The 18,390-nt window shown below is 60.6% G+C and carries 18 protein-coding genes; 13 read left to right on the forward strand and 5 right to left on the reverse strand.

From position 1 onward, the window contains the following. Positions 1-76: 76 nt before the first annotated feature. The 7 genes from V6N02_RS21850 (at position 77) to V6N02_RS21880 (ending at position 7,763) form a co-directional block, all read left to right on the forward strand. Positions 77-553, forward strand: a complete 477-nt coding sequence (locus tag V6N02_RS21850) for a hypothetical protein (protein WP_371229676.1) — start codon at positions 77-79, stop codon at positions 551-553. A 205-nt stretch (positions 554-758) separates the two neighbouring features. Beyond that, entirely contained in the window at positions 759-2,702 is a 1,944-nt protein-coding gene (gene gspD, locus V6N02_RS21855; protein WP_371229679.1) for a type II secretion system secretin GspD, read from the forward strand. Further along, the gene (locus V6N02_RS21860) at positions 2,692-4,158 is read left to right on the forward strand and encodes a GspE/PulE family protein (protein WP_371229763.1); all 1,467 of its coding nucleotides are present in this window, start codon (positions 2,692-2,694) and stop codon (positions 4,156-4,158) included. The genes gspD and V6N02_RS21860 overlap by 11 nt, the downstream gene beginning before the upstream one ends. Continuing rightward, entirely contained in the window at positions 4,155-5,360 is a 1,206-nt protein-coding gene (locus tag V6N02_RS21865) for a type II secretion system F family protein (RefSeq protein ID WP_371229682.1), read from the forward strand. Before V6N02_RS21860 ends, V6N02_RS21865 begins: the two co-directional genes overlap by 4 nt. Before the next feature lie 185 nt (positions 5,361-5,545). Next, the gene (locus tag V6N02_RS21870; protein WP_371229685.1) at positions 5,546-6,250 is read left to right on the forward strand and encodes an ABC transporter permease; all 705 of its coding nucleotides are present in this window, start codon (positions 5,546-5,548) and stop codon (positions 6,248-6,250) included. Further along, positions 6,244-6,960, forward strand: coding sequence for an ABC transporter ATP-binding protein (locus V6N02_RS21875; protein ID WP_371229688.1), 717 nt, complete (start codon positions 6,244-6,246; stop codon positions 6,958-6,960). The genes V6N02_RS21870 and V6N02_RS21875 overlap by 7 nt, the downstream gene beginning before the upstream one ends. Further along, entirely contained in the window at positions 6,957-7,763 is an 807-nt protein-coding gene (locus V6N02_RS21880; RefSeq protein ID WP_371229690.1) for an ABC transporter substrate-binding protein, read from the forward strand. Before V6N02_RS21875 ends, V6N02_RS21880 begins: the two co-directional genes overlap by 4 nt. Positions 7,764-7,769: 6 nt before the next feature. On the opposite strand, the gene V6N02_RS21885 is transcribed toward V6N02_RS21880, so the two are convergent. From V6N02_RS21885 to V6N02_RS21900, 4 genes are read right to left on the reverse strand one after another with little or no spacing between them, the layout of a single operon-like run. After that, positions 7,770-8,249 (reverse strand): DUF6505 family protein, encoded by a 480-nt coding sequence (locus V6N02_RS21885; RefSeq protein WP_371229693.1) that lies wholly within the window; start codon positions 8,247-8,249, stop codon positions 7,770-7,772. After that, complete coding sequence (locus V6N02_RS21890) at positions 8,246-8,956, reverse strand: biotin/lipoate--protein ligase family protein (protein ID WP_371229696.1); 711 nt, start codon at positions 8,954-8,956, stop codon at positions 8,246-8,248. Before V6N02_RS21890 ends, V6N02_RS21885 begins: the two co-directional genes overlap by 4 nt. Continuing rightward, positions 8,953-10,023: an Mrp/NBP35 family ATP-binding protein gene (locus V6N02_RS21895; RefSeq protein WP_371229699.1), complete on the reverse strand. Its 1,071-nt coding sequence runs from the start codon at positions 10,021-10,023 to the stop codon at positions 8,953-8,955. The genes V6N02_RS21890 and V6N02_RS21895 overlap by 4 nt, the downstream gene beginning before the upstream one ends. 5 nt (positions 10,024-10,028) lie before the next feature. Next, on the reverse strand, positions 10,029-10,220 hold the full coding sequence (locus V6N02_RS21900) for a DUF6494 family protein (RefSeq protein ID WP_371229702.1): 192 nt from the start codon (positions 10,218-10,220) through the stop codon (positions 10,029-10,031). Positions 10,221-10,279: 59 nt separating this feature from the next. On the opposite strand from V6N02_RS21900, the gene V6N02_RS21905 reads away from it, so the two are divergent. Next, positions 10,280-11,020, forward strand: a complete 741-nt coding sequence (locus tag V6N02_RS21905) for a hypothetical protein (RefSeq protein WP_371229704.1) — start codon at positions 10,280-10,282, stop codon at positions 11,018-11,020. Here the strand turns inward: V6N02_RS21905 and V6N02_RS21910 are convergent. After that, complete coding sequence (locus tag V6N02_RS21910; RefSeq protein WP_371229707.1) at positions 11,014-12,966, reverse strand: 4Fe-4S binding protein; 1,953 nt, start codon at positions 12,964-12,966, stop codon at positions 11,014-11,016. The two genes, V6N02_RS21905 and V6N02_RS21910, sit on opposite strands and share 7 nt — an antisense overlap. A 342-nt stretch (positions 12,967-13,308) precedes the next feature. On the opposite strand from V6N02_RS21910, the gene V6N02_RS21915 reads away from it, so the two are divergent. The 5 genes from V6N02_RS21915 to V6N02_RS21935 all read left to right on the forward strand — a co-directional run bounded on the left by V6N02_RS21915 (position 13,309) and on the right by V6N02_RS21935 (position 18,379). Next, entirely contained in the window at positions 13,309-13,872 is a 564-nt protein-coding gene (locus tag V6N02_RS21915; RefSeq protein WP_371229711.1) for a DUF3305 domain-containing protein, read from the forward strand. Then, complete coding sequence (locus V6N02_RS21920) at positions 13,869-14,474, forward strand: DUF3306 domain-containing protein (protein ID WP_371229714.1); 606 nt, start codon at positions 13,869-13,871, stop codon at positions 14,472-14,474. The genes V6N02_RS21915 and V6N02_RS21920 overlap by 4 nt, the downstream gene beginning before the upstream one ends. 8 nt (positions 14,475-14,482) lie before the next feature. Further along, a complete protein-coding gene (locus V6N02_RS21925; RefSeq protein ID WP_371229766.1) occupies positions 14,483-15,094 on the forward strand; it encodes a TorD/DmsD family molecular chaperone in 612 nt (203 codons plus the stop codon). A gap of 82 nt (positions 15,095-15,176) precedes the next feature. Next, positions 15,177-15,362: a twin-arginine translocation pathway signal protein gene (locus V6N02_RS21930; RefSeq protein ID WP_371229717.1), complete on the forward strand. Its 186-nt coding sequence runs from the start codon at positions 15,177-15,179 to the stop codon at positions 15,360-15,362. A 119-nt stretch (positions 15,363-15,481) separates the two neighbouring features. Then, complete coding sequence (locus V6N02_RS21935; protein ID WP_371229720.1) at positions 15,482-18,379, forward strand: formate dehydrogenase subunit alpha; 2,898 nt, start codon at positions 15,482-15,484, stop codon at positions 18,377-18,379. The last annotated feature ends 11 nt before the right edge of the window (positions 18,380-18,390 follow it).

Raw genomic sequence — 18,390 nt, forward strand, 5'->3', positions numbered from 1 at the left:
ACTGTATCATCACGCGGAATATGCGTCTATTGAGCGTGGAAAACTCTTTGATGCCTGTTGCCAAGGAAGGACAGTCATGCGGTTTGTGGCCTTTTTTGCTTTGCTGATCTCACTGGGTGCTGCCGGGTGGGCGGGGCAGATGTTGTGGCAGGAAATGCAGGTCAGCTATGATCCGGTGTCAGCACGGACCGAAAGCGCGCGTGAGGCCGAACCACAGCCCCCGGCGCAGGCGATGCCGCCCCGGGCATGGCCGATCCTGTTTGGCGAGAAGATGCCGCCTTTACCGCCGCAACCCCCAGAACCTCCGCAGGCCGAAGAGGCCAAACCGCCGAGTCCGAACGCGCCACCGCTTGACAGCCTTGGCTACACGCTGAGCGGGGTTGTGCGGGCGGATGGGGCTGTTTGGGCGCTGGTATCTCATCCCACCGGAGATCAGGTGTTGCGCGTCGGGGACGACCTTGGTGCGGGAGTGATCGTCGCGCGGATCGACGAACAAGGTTTGTGGGCTGGTGCAGAAGGCGATGAACCGGCTTTGCTGGGCTTTCCCGAGTAAACGCAGAAACGATCGCTTCGCGGGTCCGCCACAGTGAGTCCCAATTGCACATCAAATCCATAAAATCTGACGCGGCTATAATGAAAGGTGCTATTTCAAATAAAATAGGCTACAGTGAAGCTTGAGGATAAGAACACATCTCCCGTGACACCCATATATAAAGACCGGGGCGCGAGGCGGTGGACCAAGAGGCAGAGAGCAGGTCATGGTACTATTTGTACGGTTGCGGGCGGCGTGGGCCGTCCTGATCCTTGTCTTGGGCTTGGCAAGTCTTGCCCCCATGCGGGCAGACGCGCAGGTCGAGCTGAACTTGCGGGACGCCGATCTACGCAGTTTCGTGCAGATCGTCTCCGAGGCAACAGGGCGATCTTATGTGCTGGATCCGGCGGTGCGCGGCACTGTGACGGTTCTGGCCCCCAGCGATATGACGCCGGATGAACTCTACGAAGTGTTCCTGAGCGTGTTGGAGCTGAACCGGCTGACGATTGTCGAGGGGACAGGCTCGGACCGGATCGTGGCGATGAACACGGCGCGCGAGCTGTCGGGCGGGGCACCGGGAAGTGGGGCTTACGAGACCCGCGTGATCAAGGTCGAACATATTCCGCTGAATGAAGTGATCGAGGTGGTGCGCCCCTTGCTGCCCGCCGAGGCGGTGCTGACGCCGGTACCGGGATCGAACCTGTTGATCCTGTCGGACCGTGGCCAGAACCACCGCCGGATCGAGAACCTGATTGCCCGTCTGGACCAGCCGCAGGAAGCGCCCATTGAAATCCTGCGCTTGCGCAATGCCAACGCTGCCGAGGTTTTGCAGGTGGTGCAATCCATGAACATCATTCCCGACGGCGCCAGCGTGACCGCCGACCGGCGTTCGAACGCGCTTTTGATTTCGGGGCCTGATAGTTTGCGCCAGCAGGTGCGCACCCTGGCCGCCCGTCTGGATACGCAACAGAACAACACGGTCAGCCATGCCATCGGTCTGAACTATGCCGAGGCGGCCGCGATGGCCGACGTGGTTTTGCGCAGCCTGCAGAACCAAAACGCCGAAGGCCAACAACAGGGTGAAATCCGGATTGTACCCGAACCGCAGACCAACACGCTATTGGTCAGCGCTCCGCAGGATCAGATGGACGACATTATACATATGGTGCGTTATCTGGATCGCCGCCCGTCTCAGGTGCTGGTCGAAGCGGTGATTTTCGAAATGTCGGTCGAAACCTTCTCGGATCTGTCGGTGCAGTTTGGCGCGATCGTGAATTCCGCTGTCGTGGGCGGCGCGCAATTTTCGCTGGAAGGGCGCCCCAGCCTGACCAACCTTGTCTCAAGCGTGTCTTCGGGCACGGTGATTGATGCCGGATCGGGCGGGATCATCGGCGGCGTGCCCACGGGTGACAACGGGTTGGCCGGATTTCTGGCGGCGGTGGCAACCAATCAGTCCACCAAGCTGCTGTCGACCCCGTCGATCATGACCCTAAACAACCAGGAGGCCGAGATTATCGTGGCGCAGAACGTGCCCTTCGTGACCGGGTCGTTCTCGACGGTCGGCGATGACGCGATCCCGGAAAACCCGTTTCAGACCATCGAGCGCGAGGATATCGGCCTGACCCTGAACGTCACGCCCCAGATCAACGCCGACAAGACGGTGAAAATGGAAATCAAACAAGAGGTCTCGAACCTGACGCGCAACACTGCGTCGACCGGTGGCGAGATCACCTCGAAACGCTCGCTCTCCACGACCGTGCTGGTGCGCGATGGCAACGTGGTGATGCTGGGCGGCTTGTTGGAAAACGGATCGGGCAGTGCGAAGCAGGAAGTGCCCGGCTTGTCCAAGCTGCCATTGGTTGGTGGGTTGTTCCGCGGCAAGAACGCATCGAAAAGCCAGCGGGTGTTGTTGGTGCTTCTGCGGCCCAAAGTTGTGAATTCCGAGGAAGAGGCCAAACGGCTGACCCGGGCATTGGCGCGCGAAGCGAAAGCAGCAAGCCTTGCCATTGAGCCCATTGATGAAGGACACTACCCGCGCAGCCCCGGGGGCGGCCTGCCATTTGACGGGGCAGATCTGAACCAACCTTTTGATGCCGGATTTATTGATGACGTCGCCCAAACCCGAAACTTCCCTCCACTCCCCACCCGACTCAGATTTGGTGGCAACTAGTCCGCGTCCGCGCCTGCCCTTTGCGTTTGCCCGCGATGCGCAGGTGTTGCTGGACGGGGCGCGGCTGGTGGTTGGCCCGGATGCCACGGCGCAAGGCCTGCGCGAAGCGCAACGCCGCGCGGGCCGGATCGAACTTGAGCTGATCGAGCAGAGCCGCGCGGGATTTGAGACCGCCCTGTCGCAATTCTATGAAGGTGACAATGGCGATGGCCCTGCGGGTGAGGCTGAACCCAGTTTCGACCTTGAAGACATGTCCGGGCCCACGGCACAGCGCGATCTGTTGGAAGAAAGCGGCGATGCGCCGGTGATCAAGCTGGTCAACCAGCTGTTGCGCCGCGCGGTCAGCTCGGGCGCGTCGGATTTGCATGTCGAACCCTATGAGGGTGGTTTGCGTGTGCGGATGCGCATTGACGGTTTTCTGCAGTCGGTGATGGACCGCAACGATGTGCCGGTGCGCCGGGTGATATCACGGCTGAAGGTGATGGCGGGGCTGGATATTGCCGAAACCCGCCTGCCACAGGATGGCCGCATCCCGCTGCGTTTGGGCGGGCGGCTGATCGATACCCGTGTCAGCTCATTGCCCGGAAACTACGGCGAACGGATTGTTTTGCGGATTTTGGACCGCTCGACAGGTCTGATGCCGTTGAAGAACCTAGGGCTGTCGGATGCGCAAGAGGCGTTGCTGGAACGGATGTCGGCCTTACCCAACGGGATTATTCTGGCCACGGGGCCAACCGGCTCGGGCAAAACAACGACGCTTTATTCCTTGCTGAACCTCGCCAACCAGGACGAGCGCAATATCGTTACTGTGGAAGACCCGATAGAATATGACCTGCAAGGGATCAGCCAAAGCCAGATCAATGCCGAGATCGGCATGACCTTTGCCGCGGGTCTGCGGGCCACGCTGCGTCAGGACCCGGACGTGATTCTTGTGGGCGAAATCCGCGACAGTGAAACCGCCAGCGTTGCCGCACAGGCGGCCCTGACCGGGCATCTGGTGTTTTCTTCCCTGCACGCTAACGGCTCGGTCGGGGCCGTGGTGCGTTTGCGTGATTTGGGGTTGGACAACTTTCTGATCGCCGCCACTCTGCGCGGCGTGATTGCGCAACGATTGCTGCGTCGCCTGTGTGCAGTATGCAGCCAACCCCATGCGCCCACACCCGCCGAAGCCGCGCATTTCCAACGCCATGACCTACCCTTGCCCGCAGAGATTCACACGGCGATTGGTTGTGAGGCCTGCAATGGGTCGGGCTATGCGGGTCGGGTGGGCATTTTCGAGATGGTCGAAGTGGGCGACAGCCTGCGCGAAGCAATAGATCGCGGCGCAACCGAGGCCGAGATGAAGGCGCTCGCGCTGGAGGAGGCCGAAACGCTATTTGGTCAAAGCCTGGCGGAAGTCAGGGCCGGGCGCACATCGCTGGCCGAAGCGCTGCGCGTGGTGGGGGATGTGGCGTGAAGGCTTACGCCTATATCGCCTATACCGATGAGGGCCGGCGCAAGACCGGCACCGTGGTGGCGGAAACCGAGACTCATGCTGCTGAAAAGCTGAAGGATCAGGGACTTTACGCCTCGGAGCTGACCGCACGGGCACGCCGGGTTGGGGCAGGGGCCTTTTCGCGGACACGCCTAAGCCCGGAATTGCAGGCGGTGATGACCCGGCAGATGGCGGTGCTTCTGTCCGCCGACATGCCCGCCGAAGCGGCGCTGGATGCGGTGCGCGCAGGTGGAAGCGCGGCGCTGGATCGGGTGGGGGCCGCCGCGCAAGCCGCCCTGATGGATGGCGCCCCACTGTCCGAGGCGCTGGAACGCAGCGGCGCCGGGTTCCCACGCTATTACATCGCCTCGGTGCGTTCAGGCGAGACGGCGGGCGATGCGGCGCAGGTCTTTAACGAGCTGGCCGACCACCTCGATACGCTTGGCACCGACAAGGCGCAGATTTCCACGGCCCTGATCTATCCGGGTTTCGTGGCGGCGGTGTCGGTTCTGGTCTGTACCATCCTGATGGTCAATGTCGCGCCCGAGATCGTCTCGATGTTTGAACTGTCGGGGCGGCCTTTGCCGGTTCTGACGCAAAGGATGCTGGCCGTCAGTGATTGGATCGGTGCGCATAAGATGCTTCTCGGTGCGATCCTGCTGGGCCTGATCGTGCTGGGTGTACTGACGCGATTCGTACCACCGCTGCGACAAGCGCGCTATCGGTTAGGGCTACGCCTGCCCTTGATAGGACGTTTGATGCGGTTAGGGGCATCTGTGCAATATCTTCGCACGCTGGCGCTGGTTCTGGCCAGTCGCCAACCGGTGATCAACGCATCCGGAAGTGCCGCGCAGGTGATGGATATCGACCGGTTCCGTGCCGAGGCCGAAGCGGTCACGCAGGCGGTGCAATCGGGCGACAGCCTGAGCACGGCGCTTGAGAATCTCAGCCCAATTCCGCCAGTTGCGCGGCAGTTGATCAACGCGGGCGAGGCGTCGTCTCGCCTTGCACGGATGACGGAAAGGGCGGCGATGCTGGTGGAAAACGGCCTGTCGACCGAACGCAAACGCATCGCCGCGTTGCTGGAACCTATGCTGATGATGGTGGTGGGCGCACTGGTGCTGGTGATCGTGCTGTCGATCCTGTTGCCCATCTTCGATTTGCAGGCGGTGGTGGCAGGCTGAGTCCAGGTCAAATTCGCAGCCAGCCCTTAATACGGGCAAAGGCGGTCAAATTGACCACTGTCCAATCGCGAGATGCCCGGAAAAGGGACAGGCTGGGTCTTTTGCACAAACCCTGTGCAATTGGGCTGGTCACCCGCAAAAGAAGCTGCCAATTTCCATCCGTTAGACGGGAGGAGGATCGACAGATGGTCGATCTGTGGCAGGGGTTGTCGCAGGCATTCTGGCTTGTAATCAGCGCCGATGCAGAATTGCTGGAAATCGCGATGCGATCTTTACGGATCACGCTAACGGCGTTGGTCCTGGCCTGCTGTATTGCCATGCCACTGGCAGCCCTTCTTGCGATCCGCCGGTTCCGGTTCAGGCGCACGGTGATTGCGGTTCTGAATGCCCTGATGGGGTTGCCACCCGTGGTGGTGGGGTTGATCGTTTACGTCTTGCTGTCGCGCTCGGGGCCGTTTGGTGTGTTTGGGCTTTTGTTCACACCCACCGCAATGATCATCGCACAGATGATCATCATTGTGCCGCTGATTGCCAGTATCGCCCACCAGTCGCTGCGCGATCTCTGGCATGATTATCACGACCTTCTGATTTCGATGAATGTCACGCAGACCCAGAAGGTGAAAACCTTGTTGTGGGATGCCCGCCGCGCCTTGCTGACCGCCGCGTTGGCCGGGTTTGGCCGCGGGATCGGTGAGGTCGGCGCGATCATGATCGTGGGGGGCAACATTGATCATGTCACACGGGTGCTGACCACAGCCATTGCGCTGGAAACCGGCAAAGGGGATTTTGCGCTGGCGCTGGCCCTTGGCTTTGTGCTGATCGCGCTGGCGCTGGCCGTGAACTTTGCGATTCACGGGCTGAGCCGCACGGAACGGGATGGCAGATGGTAAGCGAACTATTTCCTCTGAGCGTGAAAGGCGCGCTGACCCGGCGCCGGGGCAAAGTACTGGTAGGCCCGGTCGACCTTGAGCTGGACGGGCAGGGGATCTGCGTGATCCTCGGGCCAAATGGATCCGGCAAAACCAGCCTGTTGCGCATGCTGCATGGGATTGCGCGGCTGCATGATGGCACCATCAGATGGGCCTGCGACACCAAGACGGCGCGCAACGCGCAGGCTTTCGTGTTTCAGCAGCCGGTCATGTTGCGCCGGTCAGTCGTCGATAATCTTGTCTATCCTTTACAGATGCACGGCATGGCGCGGGACCAAGCGATTAGCATGGCAAAAGACTGGGCCGCGCGGGCGGGCCTGTCGGACATGCTGGACCGCTCGGCCACTGTTCTTTCGGGCGGCGAAAAACAGAAAGTCGCCTTGGCGCGGGCGTTGATCCAAAACCCGTCGCTGGTGTTTCTAGACGAACCCAGCGCATCACTGGATGGCCGCGCGACCCGCGAGATCGAAGAGATATTGCTGGGCTGTAGCGCAGCGGGCACACGGCTGATCATGTCGACCCATGACCTTGGTCAGGCGCGTCGCTTGGCCAACCGGGTGGTGTTCTTACTGAATGGAAGCGTGCATGAAACCGGCCCTGCCGACTCCTTCTTTGACGGGCCGAAGACGCCCGAGGCGCGGGCCTTCTTGAATGGAGACATCGTGGAATGAGACTGAAACTTGGTTTTACATTTGCTGTGGTTCTGTGGGCCGGAGTGGCGCAGGCAGCTGATGTCATGCGCATGGCCGTAACCACATCTTTTCATAATTCCGGGCTGGCCGAGGTACTTTTGCCCACAATTCAAGACGATCTTGATCTTGAGGTGCAATTGCTTGTGGTTGGAACGGGGCAGGCCCTGAAACTGGGACAGGCAGGGGATGTGGACGCCATTCTGGTGCATTCCAAGGCCGCAGAAGAGGCCTTTGTGGCAGATGGGTATGGCACGCACCGGCGCGAGATCATGTATAATGATTTCGTCTTTGTCGGACCCTCGGATGATCCGGCCGGAATCGCGGATGCTTCTGACGCAAAGAACAGCCTGCAAAAGATCGCAACGACTGAGGCCACCTTTGTCAGCCGCGGGGATGACAGCGGCACCCATAAGAAAGAACTGTCCTTGTGGAATGCAGCCGGGCTGAACCCTGAAGGGGCATGGTACAATGCTGTCGGAGCTGGCATGGGCGCGGCGCTGAACACCGCGTCGGGCATGAATGCCTATATCCTGTCGGACCGGGCCAGCTGGCTGAACTTTGGCAACAAAGGCGATCTGGCGCTGCTGTTTTCCGGTGATCCCGTGCTGTTCAACCAGTACGCCTATTTGCCGGTGAACCCCGAGCTGCACCCCCATGTGCAAAACGAATTGGCCATCAAGCTGGAGGGTTGGCTGACCGGGGAACGCGCCAAAGACCTGATCGACAGCTACAAGATCGACGGGGAAACCCTATTCGTTTTCAACGCAGTTGAGGCGAAATAGGCTCTGTTACTCGTCCAGCGAGCCGTGGATTGCAAATTGATCGAGCGCCGCCTCCTGGCGTTCGATCACGCGGTAGGCTTCGCGTACGCCCGCCTCTGACAGCTCGCGCGAGACCGTGAGCAGATCATTAGGCGCATGATCCTCGCAAAGTTCGACCATCTGGGCGATTTCTTCCTGCGCTGTGGGCAAGGCTGCCTCCACAGACGGAGCGCCGTAATAGGTCACGAAATGCTGGGCCAGAAGCCCCGAAAGTGTCTCTAATTCGGTAGGTTCAATGATCGTGACAGCCACAAAGGTCACCCGACCGCCGGTTTCCAGGCCGAACCAGCCATTAGCAAAAGCCTGTCGTGCCTTGCCGGTCAGATCGCCCTCGGTCCAGTTGGAAAACTCGAACCCGCCCGAGATGCACCATTCGCCGGTGCGCGCCGGGCTGGAAAAGACGCGTTGGTCGCTTTCGTCGAAATGGATGGCGCGGGCAAGTTTCATTGGCCGGTCTCCTTTAGCAGATCGGTCAGGGGGATCAGGTGGGTGGTTTCGTCATCGCGCAGCAACATGCCGAAATCCTCGTCAATACCAAGGAACGTTCCGCTCAGATCACCGCGCGTGATCGCTTCACCGATGCCATGCGCCAGCCCGCGCCATTCCGTATGCAGGGCTTGTGCGCCGCCATCTTCCCAGCGGTTGATCCCGTTCAGCGTATGCCGGGCCCAGGATTCGATCAGGGTGGGCGGGTCCACATCGGCGCAACCCTCGGCATAAAGCGCGGTTTGATCGGGGGTGGTGCCGGGATCATCCGAGTCAGGCAGCAAGGGCAAGGTGAAGCCGACGACCAGCCAGTCAGGAATCGCATCTGGATCGTCCGTGGCGCTGAGTACGTTAAACCGCCCACAGCTTGCCCCATTGATGCGCAGCCCACCATCCCAATCCAGATGCACTGCCACCTCGGGCGGGGCCAAGGCGCCCAATGCGTTCTGAAACCCGACAGCGCAAAGCGGCAACATCACCATCGCTTTGGACAGAGGCACTTCGGGGGCAAAAACCAGCGCGGCTTCGATCCGCGTGGCACCTAATACGTAAGTGACCAGCCCCGCATCACATCCCAAGGTGGCGCGTCGTGCGGCGTGGCCCAGGGCATCGCCCTCAGCGGCTTCACCCCACATCAGCGGCGGAAAGGTGAGGCTTGCCTCGCTCATGCTGCGCCCGTGGCCACCAAGGCAGCGGCCACGTCCTGAAATGCCTTGGCCTGTGGGCTGTCGGGCTGGCTGACCGTCACCGGTGCACCTCCATCTGCCGCCAGCCTGATCTGCAGATGAAGCGGGATTTCGGCCAGCAAAGGCACATTGATCTTGGCCGCTTCGGCGGCAACGCCGCCATGGCCGAACATGTGTTCTTCATGGCCGCAGTTTGAACAGATATGCGTGCTCATATTCTCGATCATCCCGACAATTGGCACTTTCAATTGCTGGAACATATCAATCCCCTTGCGGGCATCCAGAAGGGCAACATCCTGCGGGGTCGAAACGATGATCGCACCGTCCACATGGAACTTCTGGCTGAGCGTCATTTGCACGTCGCCCGTTCCGGGGGGAAGGTCAACCAGAAGCACATCAAGTGCCCCCCACTGCACCTGATTCATCATCTGCTGCAGCGCACCCATCAGCATCGGCCCGCGCCAGACCACCGCCTGATCCTCGTTGGTCATCAGGCCAATGGACATCATCGTCACGCCGTGATTGCGCATTGGCAGGATGATCTTGCCATCAGGACTGGCTGGGCGACCAGAGACGCCAAGCATCCTTGGCTGAGACGGCCCATAGACATCCGCATCCAGCAGACCGACACGCCGTCCCTGTTGCGCCAAAGCACAGGCCAGGTTCGCCGACACGGTGGATTTGCCCACGCCGCCCTTGCCCGAGGCGATGGCAATGATCCGATCCACGCCGGGTACTTTCTGGGGGCCGCTGGGTTCCGCCGCACGTTGCGGTTTCAGGTCCGGTGGCGCAGCCTTGTCAGAATGGCCGGTCAGAACAATGCTCACGCCACTCACACCATCAAGCGCGTTCAACGCCGCTTCGGCCTCGGCCTTAACGGCCTCGTAGGCCTTGGCGTGGCTGGGCGCGATTTCCATCACGAAACGAACCGTACCAGCCTCGTCCACATTGAGGGCGCGCACCACACCACTGGCCATGATATCGCTGCCGGCGATAGGATCATTGATCGTCTTTAGGGCCGCCGTGACGGCATCTCTGCTCAGGGTCAATGGGGTTAGTCCTGTCCGTTGATCGTGCCGGTCACTTCATGGTTCATGCCCAGCTCTTCGATGGTGACCACGGTCTTGATGGCATAGGTCTTGCCCGCCGTATCCGCCCCGCGCATGGCTTCTTCGATGGCCTGTTGCGAGGTCACGCCAACCTGCTTGAGGAATTTGCGCATCGACATGTTGAAATCTTCGCTCATTGGGAGGGTCCTTTGTGTTGGATTGACGGAAAGGCGGGCAGGGGCCTAGGCTTGGTCCCATGCTGATACGTGTTTTGACCTGTGTTTTGATCTGCCTGCCCCTTGGGGCGTTGGCGGATGACAAGCTTGTCCGGCTGCACGTGCCCCAGGCGCTGGCCGAAACCGGTGTCCTGTCTTACATCCTGCCGCGCTTTTCGCTCAAGACCCAGGTGCGGGTTGAGAAGGTTGCCGATCCCGCCGAGGCGGATTTGCTGTTGGGGGATACGGGCAGATCCTTGTTTGAAGGGGCCGGACAGGTCTGGAAACTGGAAGTGGTTAACCCCGATCATCCGGGCACCGGGAAACTGGCCAAGTGGTTGCGGTCCGAGGTTGGTCAGCGCGCGGTGACGGGATACGCGCCGGATGGACAGCCGTTGTTCACCCTGGCAGAGCCGGGCGAGGCCGAGGCGGTTGCGGTGACCATCAGCGGGGATGCAGAGCTGGGCCATGACCTTGCCCGTGCCAAATGCGTCCGTTGTCATGCGGTGGACGAGGCGACGCGCGGTTGGGGCATCGGCTCGACGCCCAGCTTCGGTGTGTTGCGCACGATGTCGGATTGGGAGGCGCGGTTTGCCGCGTTCTACCAGCTCAAACCACATGCCGCGTTCACACAGATCACCGGAGTCACGGACCCGTTTCCACCGGATTTGCCCTCGCCCATAGCTCCCATCGAATTGTCGCTGGACGAGCTCGAGGCCATGCTGGCCTATGTCGCCGTGATGCCGCCAGCCGATCTTGGTAAACCTCTCGAACATCAGTGATCCTTGCGGTCGCTGAAATAGTCTTCGGTCGTGCGCGGCTTGGGGCGTTCCTTGCCGGCAAAAGGATTGTCGGTCGAATGGAACTGCGCATTGACCCGGCAATCATCGCACATCTGGATCATGCGCAGTTTGGCAGGATCGCTGAACATGGAATGGCCAGTCAGCTTCTCGGTGATCCGGTCAATCGCAGATTTTGAGCCGAACAGGTTACCGCATTCCACGCAAGCAAATGGCTCTTCTTCGTTCAGCACTTCTTGACGCAATGCCGCATCGGTCAAGTCCAGCCGGGGTTCGTACGTGATCGCATCCTCGGGACAGATATTGGCGCAAAGACCACATTGCAGACAGGCATCTTCCTGAAAGCGCAGCTGGGGTTTGTCCTGATTGTCGCCAAGCGCCCCGGACGGGCACAGCGACACGCAAGACAGGCACAGGGTGCAGGTATCGGTATTGACCAGCACCGCGCCATAGGGCGCGCCTTCGGGCAGGGGCAAGTGTTCCGTGTCCGGATGCAGCGCGCGGGCGGCTTGCCGCGCGATCTGACGGCGGGTGCCCATCGGGCGCACCGGGTTGGCAACCGGGGCAGGGGGCGTGTCCGCGCCGTAAAGCGCATCGGACATCGCGTCCGGGTCGGTCACATCCAGAAGGCTGACGCGGGCCTCTCCGCCAATCGCTGCACTCAGGGCAACCTGTGCGGTCATCGCATCGCGATCCGCACCGGGGCCGGGCAGCAGGGCGACATGGGCAAACCCGGCGGCCAGCGCGGCCACTGCCTCGGCGTGACCAAAGGCGCCGATCGCGTCCATTTCCAGCGGCATCACGTCGGCAGGCAACCCACGTCCGTGGCGGGCGGCGAGATGGATCATCTCGGTCCCATGGGCGTCATGGACAAGCAGGCGCGGGGCCTCACCACCGGCAGATAGATAAGCTTGAGCTAGGGTTTGCACCCGGCGGAAGGTCAGGCCGACCGGGGGTGCATCATAGCTGACCGCGCCCGAGGGGCAGACCGATGAACAGGCGCCGCACCCGGCGCAGATCATTGGATCAATGCTGACATGCTCACCGGCCGAGGTGATCGCACCGGTCGGGCACAGATCAAGACAACGGTTGCAGCCGGTTTGCTCGGCCCGCGAATGGGCGCAAAGCAACGGTTCAACCCGGACATAAAGTGGCTTTTCGAACGTACCGACCAGATGCGAAGCGTCCATGACCACCGACGCAACGGAGGGCGCATGCGATGGATCGGCGCGCAGATATCCCTCGCGTTTTTCGGGGGCAGGAAACAGCGGGGTGTCGCCGCGCAGATCAAGAATGATGTCGCATTCCGACACGCCGCCATCTTGTGGTTCGGTCAGCGCGAAGGCACCACGCCCGCCGGGATTTACCTGTTGCAGGCGATCGATCACCACGCGGAATTGCCCCAACGCCCCTTCTGCACGGCGCAGATCGCCAATGACCACATCATAAGCACGGGTGTCGGGCAGATCATCCGGCTGTTCCAGCAGGACGGTCACGCCCAGATGATCCTTCAGTTGTTCCGCGGCAGCCATGGCGATGTCAGGTTGGCCAAGGATCAGGCACAGCCCCTCCGAGATCACGTCCATGCTCTTGCCCGGTTCTGCAGGCAGGGTGGCTTCGGCGATGAGGGCGGACATTTTGGGTATATTCGTGGCGGTATCGTCGGTCCATCCCGCCCGGTTGCGCAGGTCCAGCAGGGGGGGTGCCTCCCGGTCCAACTCGGCCGCGAGAGCCTCGAAAATCCGGGCCTCCTGGGTGCAGCAAATAATTACATCCTCAGAGCCAAGAGCCTCGGCTGCCTGCTCGATCTGGCTGGTGCACAGCGCCGAGCAGGGGGATTTGACAGTCAGACCGGTTGCGTCAGACAGGGCTTGGGAATCAATTGCCTGCGTCCCAAGACAATCACATGTTATCAAGGTCTTAGACATCGAATTCCGTCCTTTTCAACTGGCGTTTTGCTGGTCGTTTTTTCGTAACTGCGTGCAAAGGTTAGGCATAAATGCGCCCGTCCCACAATCGGTTTTGTCCGACCGGACAATGCCAAAACCCCCACATTTTGCCGTCCTGATTCGTGGGTGATTCGTTTTTGCCATCAGACGCCATTTCCTGACTTTTTCAGTCGGGTTGGACAATTCGTCCAAGCCGCCCGGACTTACCCTGCGGGCATACCCAAAATGACCGAACCTGAGCCAATCGCCGGGATCACCGCAGAAATCGCTTTGAAACCAAGGACTGGCATTCGATTGTATACGTGGAGGAGGACTGCCCGGATGATTTTCAATCCGAAGGCGTATCGCGCCGTGCCTGTTGGCATCGTGATCCGTCGGCAACCTGGGGTGACCCGATGGCAGAAATGGAACTGGACCGTAAGCGGCGTGCTGCTTGGGACCGGCCCGGCCAAATGGCGTGAACTGCGCCGCGAAGGGGATGTCATCGAATACCACGCCGAAACGCTTCAGCTTGAACTGCACGGCGCCGACTCCGAAGCTTACCAGCACAACCTCCATTCCCAAGTGCCCAGCCTTTATGTCGTCATGCGCGACGGGGCAGGGGAAGCACCTTATGACATGCTGCTGGTCACGGCCTCGCCCTACGAGGCGCAGGATTATACCGATAGCGGCGAAGAGATTGTCGAGAAGGTCGCGATGCCTTCAGCGATGCTGGCCATGATACAGAGCTTCGTTGCCGAACATTACGAAGAAGAAGAATTCATCAAGCGCAAGCGCGACAAGAAGCGGATCGATCTGGTGCAGGACGGCATCGGCGATCCGCGTATCGGCAAGGCGGCGGATATCTATGCCTCGCCCGGCCTGAAAAGGCGGAGGGTGAATTGAACGATTTCTGGTCCCGTCGTCAGGCCGCTGTGGCCGAAGAGGTTCTTGCCGAGCAGGCCGCCGAGGTGGCCGAAACCGAAGCGGCGCTGGCCGAACGGGATGATGCCGAGATTCTGCAAGAGCTGGACCTGCCGCAGCCCGAGGAGCTGAACAGCCCCGAGGCGGTGCGCGAATTCATGAACTCCGCCGTGCCGCAACGTCTGAAAACCCGCGCTTTGCGTCGGCTGTGGCGGTTGAACCCGGTGCTGGCCAATCTGGATGGGCTGGTGGATTACGGCGAGGATTTCACCGACAGCGCCACCGTGATCGAGAATATGCAGACCGCCTATCAGGTGGGCAAAGGCATGTTGGCCCATGTCGAGGCATTGGCGGCACAGGCCGAGGAAGAAGCAAACTCTGACGTAGAAGCGCCTGAGGGCGAAGACGCACCGGTTGAAGAAGATACCGAAGAACTACTGGCTGAGGATGAGGCGGAAGAGATGCCCGTCCCGGTTCTGACCGAGGAGCCAGCGATTGCCGCTTACGAGTTTGGCGAAGACGAGGAACCGGTTCTGGCCGCGCCCCGCCGCCGCATGACATTCCAGTTCGAGACATCCGCATGACAGAAGAGATGACCATGACCGCAGAGCCCACCCCTCAGGTGTCCGAAGAAGATCGGATGCGCGCGGATCTTTACAATTTCCTCGGGCTGATCCTGTCGGGTCCACCGGATGAAATGCTGTTGGCCCAGACACAGACACTTCTGGGGGATGACAGCGATCTGGGGCAGGCGATCACCACCTTGTCCAAGGTCGCGAAACTGTCCAAGCCCAAGACAGTGGAAAGCGAGTTCAACAACCTCTTCATCGGGTTGGGCCGGGGCGAGTTGCTGCCATATGCCAGCTACTACCTGACCGGCTTCCTGAATGAAAAACCACTGGCCACGCTACGTCAGGACATGGCCGCACAGGGGTTGGCACGTGCAGATAACGTGTTTGAGCCAGAAGACAACATTGCCAGCCTGATGGAGATGATGGGTGCCCTGATCGTGGGCCGTTTCGGCGCACCGGCTTCGCTGGAGCAGCAAAAGACCTTCTATAACAAGCATATCGCGCCCTGGGCCGCGCATTTCTTTGCCGATCTTGAGGCTGCGAAAGGCTCGGTTTTCTACGCGCCGGTCGGCACTGTAGGCCGCGCGTTCATCGCGATCGAAAGCGAGGCCTTCCGGCTGAGCGGCGATTGACGTTTTCACCGGGTGTGCCGCCACGGCGCACTCACTTCCCGCGGCAGGCGACTGGCGCATCACACCAGAGAGGAGACCTCTCATGTCAAAGGAAGAAGGGGCCAATCGCCGCGACTTTCTGAAACTGGCAGGAACGGCAGCGCCCCTGGCGGCTGTGGCCGTTGCGACCAGCGGCACGACCGCAGAAGCGGCCGAGCCTGACCTGACGCGCGAGACCATGCAGGACACCCAGCATACACGCGCCTACTACGATAGCGCCCGGTTCTAAGCCGGACGAGATCACACGCGGAAATCAGCGACTGGTTGCGAGACGCCCGACTGCTGAGATCCTGAACTGAGAACCAAGCGAGTGAGGGCGCGCGCCCGAGCAAGCAAGGAGGGAACAACATGCTTAGGAAAAAGACCAACGGGGTTGCGAGACGCCCCCAGCGGACTTCGATCCTGTCCGAGGCGGCAAATGCCTCGGTTGACCGTCGCGCATTCCTGCGCGGGTCGGGGCTTGCCATCGGGGGTCTGGCGGCAATTGCTGCAACAGGCGGTACGGTGCAGCAGGCCAATGCAGCGGCCAACGCTGTATCCGGCGCGGTCGAATTGAAGAAAACAGTCTGCACGCACTGCTCGGTCGGATGTACCGTGATTGCCGAAGTGTCGGACGGCGTCTGGACGGGTCAGGAACCCGGCTGGGACAGCCCGTTCAACCTTGGGGCCCACTGTGCCAAAGGTGCAGCCGTTCGTGAGCACGCACATGGCGAACGCCGTCTGAAGTACCCGATGAAAAAAGAAAACGGGGAATGGAAGCGCGTCAGCTGGGAGCAGGCCATCGACGAGATCGGCGATGGTATGATGAATATCCGCGAAGAAAGCGGACCTGACAGCGTGTATTGGCTGGGCTCGGCCAAGCACAACAATGAACAGGCCTACCTGTTCCGCAAGTTTGCTGCCTACTGGGGCACGAACAACGTGGATCACCAGGCCCGGATCTGTCACTCGACAACCGTGGCCGGCGTGGCGAACACATGGGGCTACGGCGCCATGACGAACAGCTACAATGACATCCACAACTCGAAGGCCATCTTTATCATCGGCGGCAACCCGGCCGAGGCGCACCCCGTCTCGCTGTTGCACCTGCTGAAGGCCAAAGAGCAGAACAACGCTCCGGTGATTGTCTGTGACCCGCGCTTTACGCGCACTGCGGCCCATGCGGATGAATATGTCCGTTTCCGTCCCGGTACCGACGTCGCGCTGGTCTGGGGTATCCTGTGGCACATCTTTGAGAACGGTTGGGAAGACAAAGAGTTCATCCGCACCCGTGTCTGGGGAATGGACCAGATCAAGGATGAAGTGGCCAAGTGGAACCCGGAAGAGGTGGAACGTGTCACCGGTGCACCGGGATCGCAACTGCGTCGCGTGGCCCGCACCATGGCCAACAACCGCCCCGGCACCGTGATCTGGTGTATGGGTGGCACACAGCACACCAACGGCAACAACAACACCCGTGCCTATTGTGTGCTTCAGCTTGCGCTTGGCAACATGGGCACCACCGGTGGCGGCACCAACATCTTCCGCGGCCATGACAACGTGCAGGGTGCAACCGACCTTGGCGTTCTCAGCCACACGTTGCCCGGTTATTACGGTCTGTCCAAAGGCGCATGGGCCCATTGGGGCCGTGTCTGGGGCGAAGATCCGGAATGGCTTGCCGGTCAATTCGACATGATCAAGGACGCCGAGGGCAAGGACAAATCGCTCCAGAACCTCACCGGTATCCCTGTGTCGCGCTGGATTGATGGCATCCTGGAAGACAAGGAGAACATGGATCAGCCCAACAATGTGAGGGCGATGGTTCTGTGGGGCCATGCGCCCAACTCGCAAACCCGGATGACGGAAATGAAGACGGCAATGGAAAAGCTGGACATGCTGGTCGTGATCGACCCGTTCCCCACCGTTTCCGCCGTGCTGCATGACCGGACCGATGGTGTCTATCTTCTGCCGGCCTGTACCCAGTTCGAAACACGTGGTTCCGTCACCGCCTCCAACCGTTCTCTGCAGTGGCGTGAGCGGGTCATCGAGCCGCTGTTCGAAAGTATCCCGGACGAAGTGATCATCGCCAAGCTGGCCAACAAGTTCGGCTTTGCTGATCGCCTGTTCCGCAATATCGAGATGGACGATCCGGAAACGCCAAATGTTGAAAGCATCACGCGCGAGTTCAACTCGGGCATGTGGACGGTCGGCTATACCGGGCAAAGCCCCGAGCGGATCAAGAAGCACATGGCCAACCAGCACACGTTTGACCGCACGACGCTGCAGGCGATCGGTGGTCCGGCGGATGGCGACTATTACGGGATGCCATGGCCGTGCTGGGGTACCCCAGAGATGAACCATCCGGGCACGCCCAACCTCTATGACATGTCCAAACCTGTCTCTGAGGGTGGCCTGACCTTCCGCGCCCGTTTCGGTGTGGAACGCGATGGTGACAATCTGCTGGCCGAAGGGGTCTATTCTGCAGGGTCTGAAATTCAGGATGGCTATCCTGAGTTCACCATGCAGATGCTGATGGACCTTGGCTGGGATGGTGATCTCACCGACGAAGAGCGTGCGGCAATCGATGCCGTTGCCGGTGAGAAGACCAACTGGAAAACCGACCTGTCGGGCGGGATCCAGCGGGTCGCCATCAAGCACGAATGCGCGCCCTTCGGCAACGCCAAGGCCCGTGCTGTCGTGTGGACCTTCCCGGATCCGGTCCCTGTGCACCGCGAACCGCTGTACACAAATCGCCGCGATCTGGTGGAGGATTATCCAACCTACGAGGACCGGAAGTTCTATCGTCTTCCGACCATGTATGCCTCGATCCAGAAACAGGATTTCAGCAAGGATTATCCCATTATCCTCACCTCCGGCCGTCTGGTCGAATATGAGGGCGGTGGCGATGAGACGCGCTCAAACCCGTGGCTGGCCGAGCTTCAGCAAGACATGTTCGTCGAAATCCATCCCAGAGATGCCAATAATATCGGTATCCGGGACGGCGCGCAGGTCTGGGTGGAAGGCCCGGAAGGCGGCAAGGTCAAAGTCATGGCGATGGTCACCGAACGGGTGGGTGAGGGCGTTGCCTTCATGCCCTTCCACTTCGGCGGGCACTTCCAGGGCGAAGACCAGAGGTCCAAATACCCCGAAGGGGCGGACCCCTATGTGTTGGGGGAGAGCACCAATACCGCTCAAACCTATGGCTATGACTCAGTGACGCAGATGCAGGAGACGAAAGCGACTCTCTGCAAAATCTCTGCGGCGTAAGGAGGAAAGAG

It is taken from the genome of Roseovarius conchicola, assembly GCF_041403425.1.
GTDB classification, from domain to species: domain Bacteria; phylum Pseudomonadota; class Alphaproteobacteria; order Rhodobacterales; family Rhodobacteraceae; genus Roseovarius; species Roseovarius conchicola.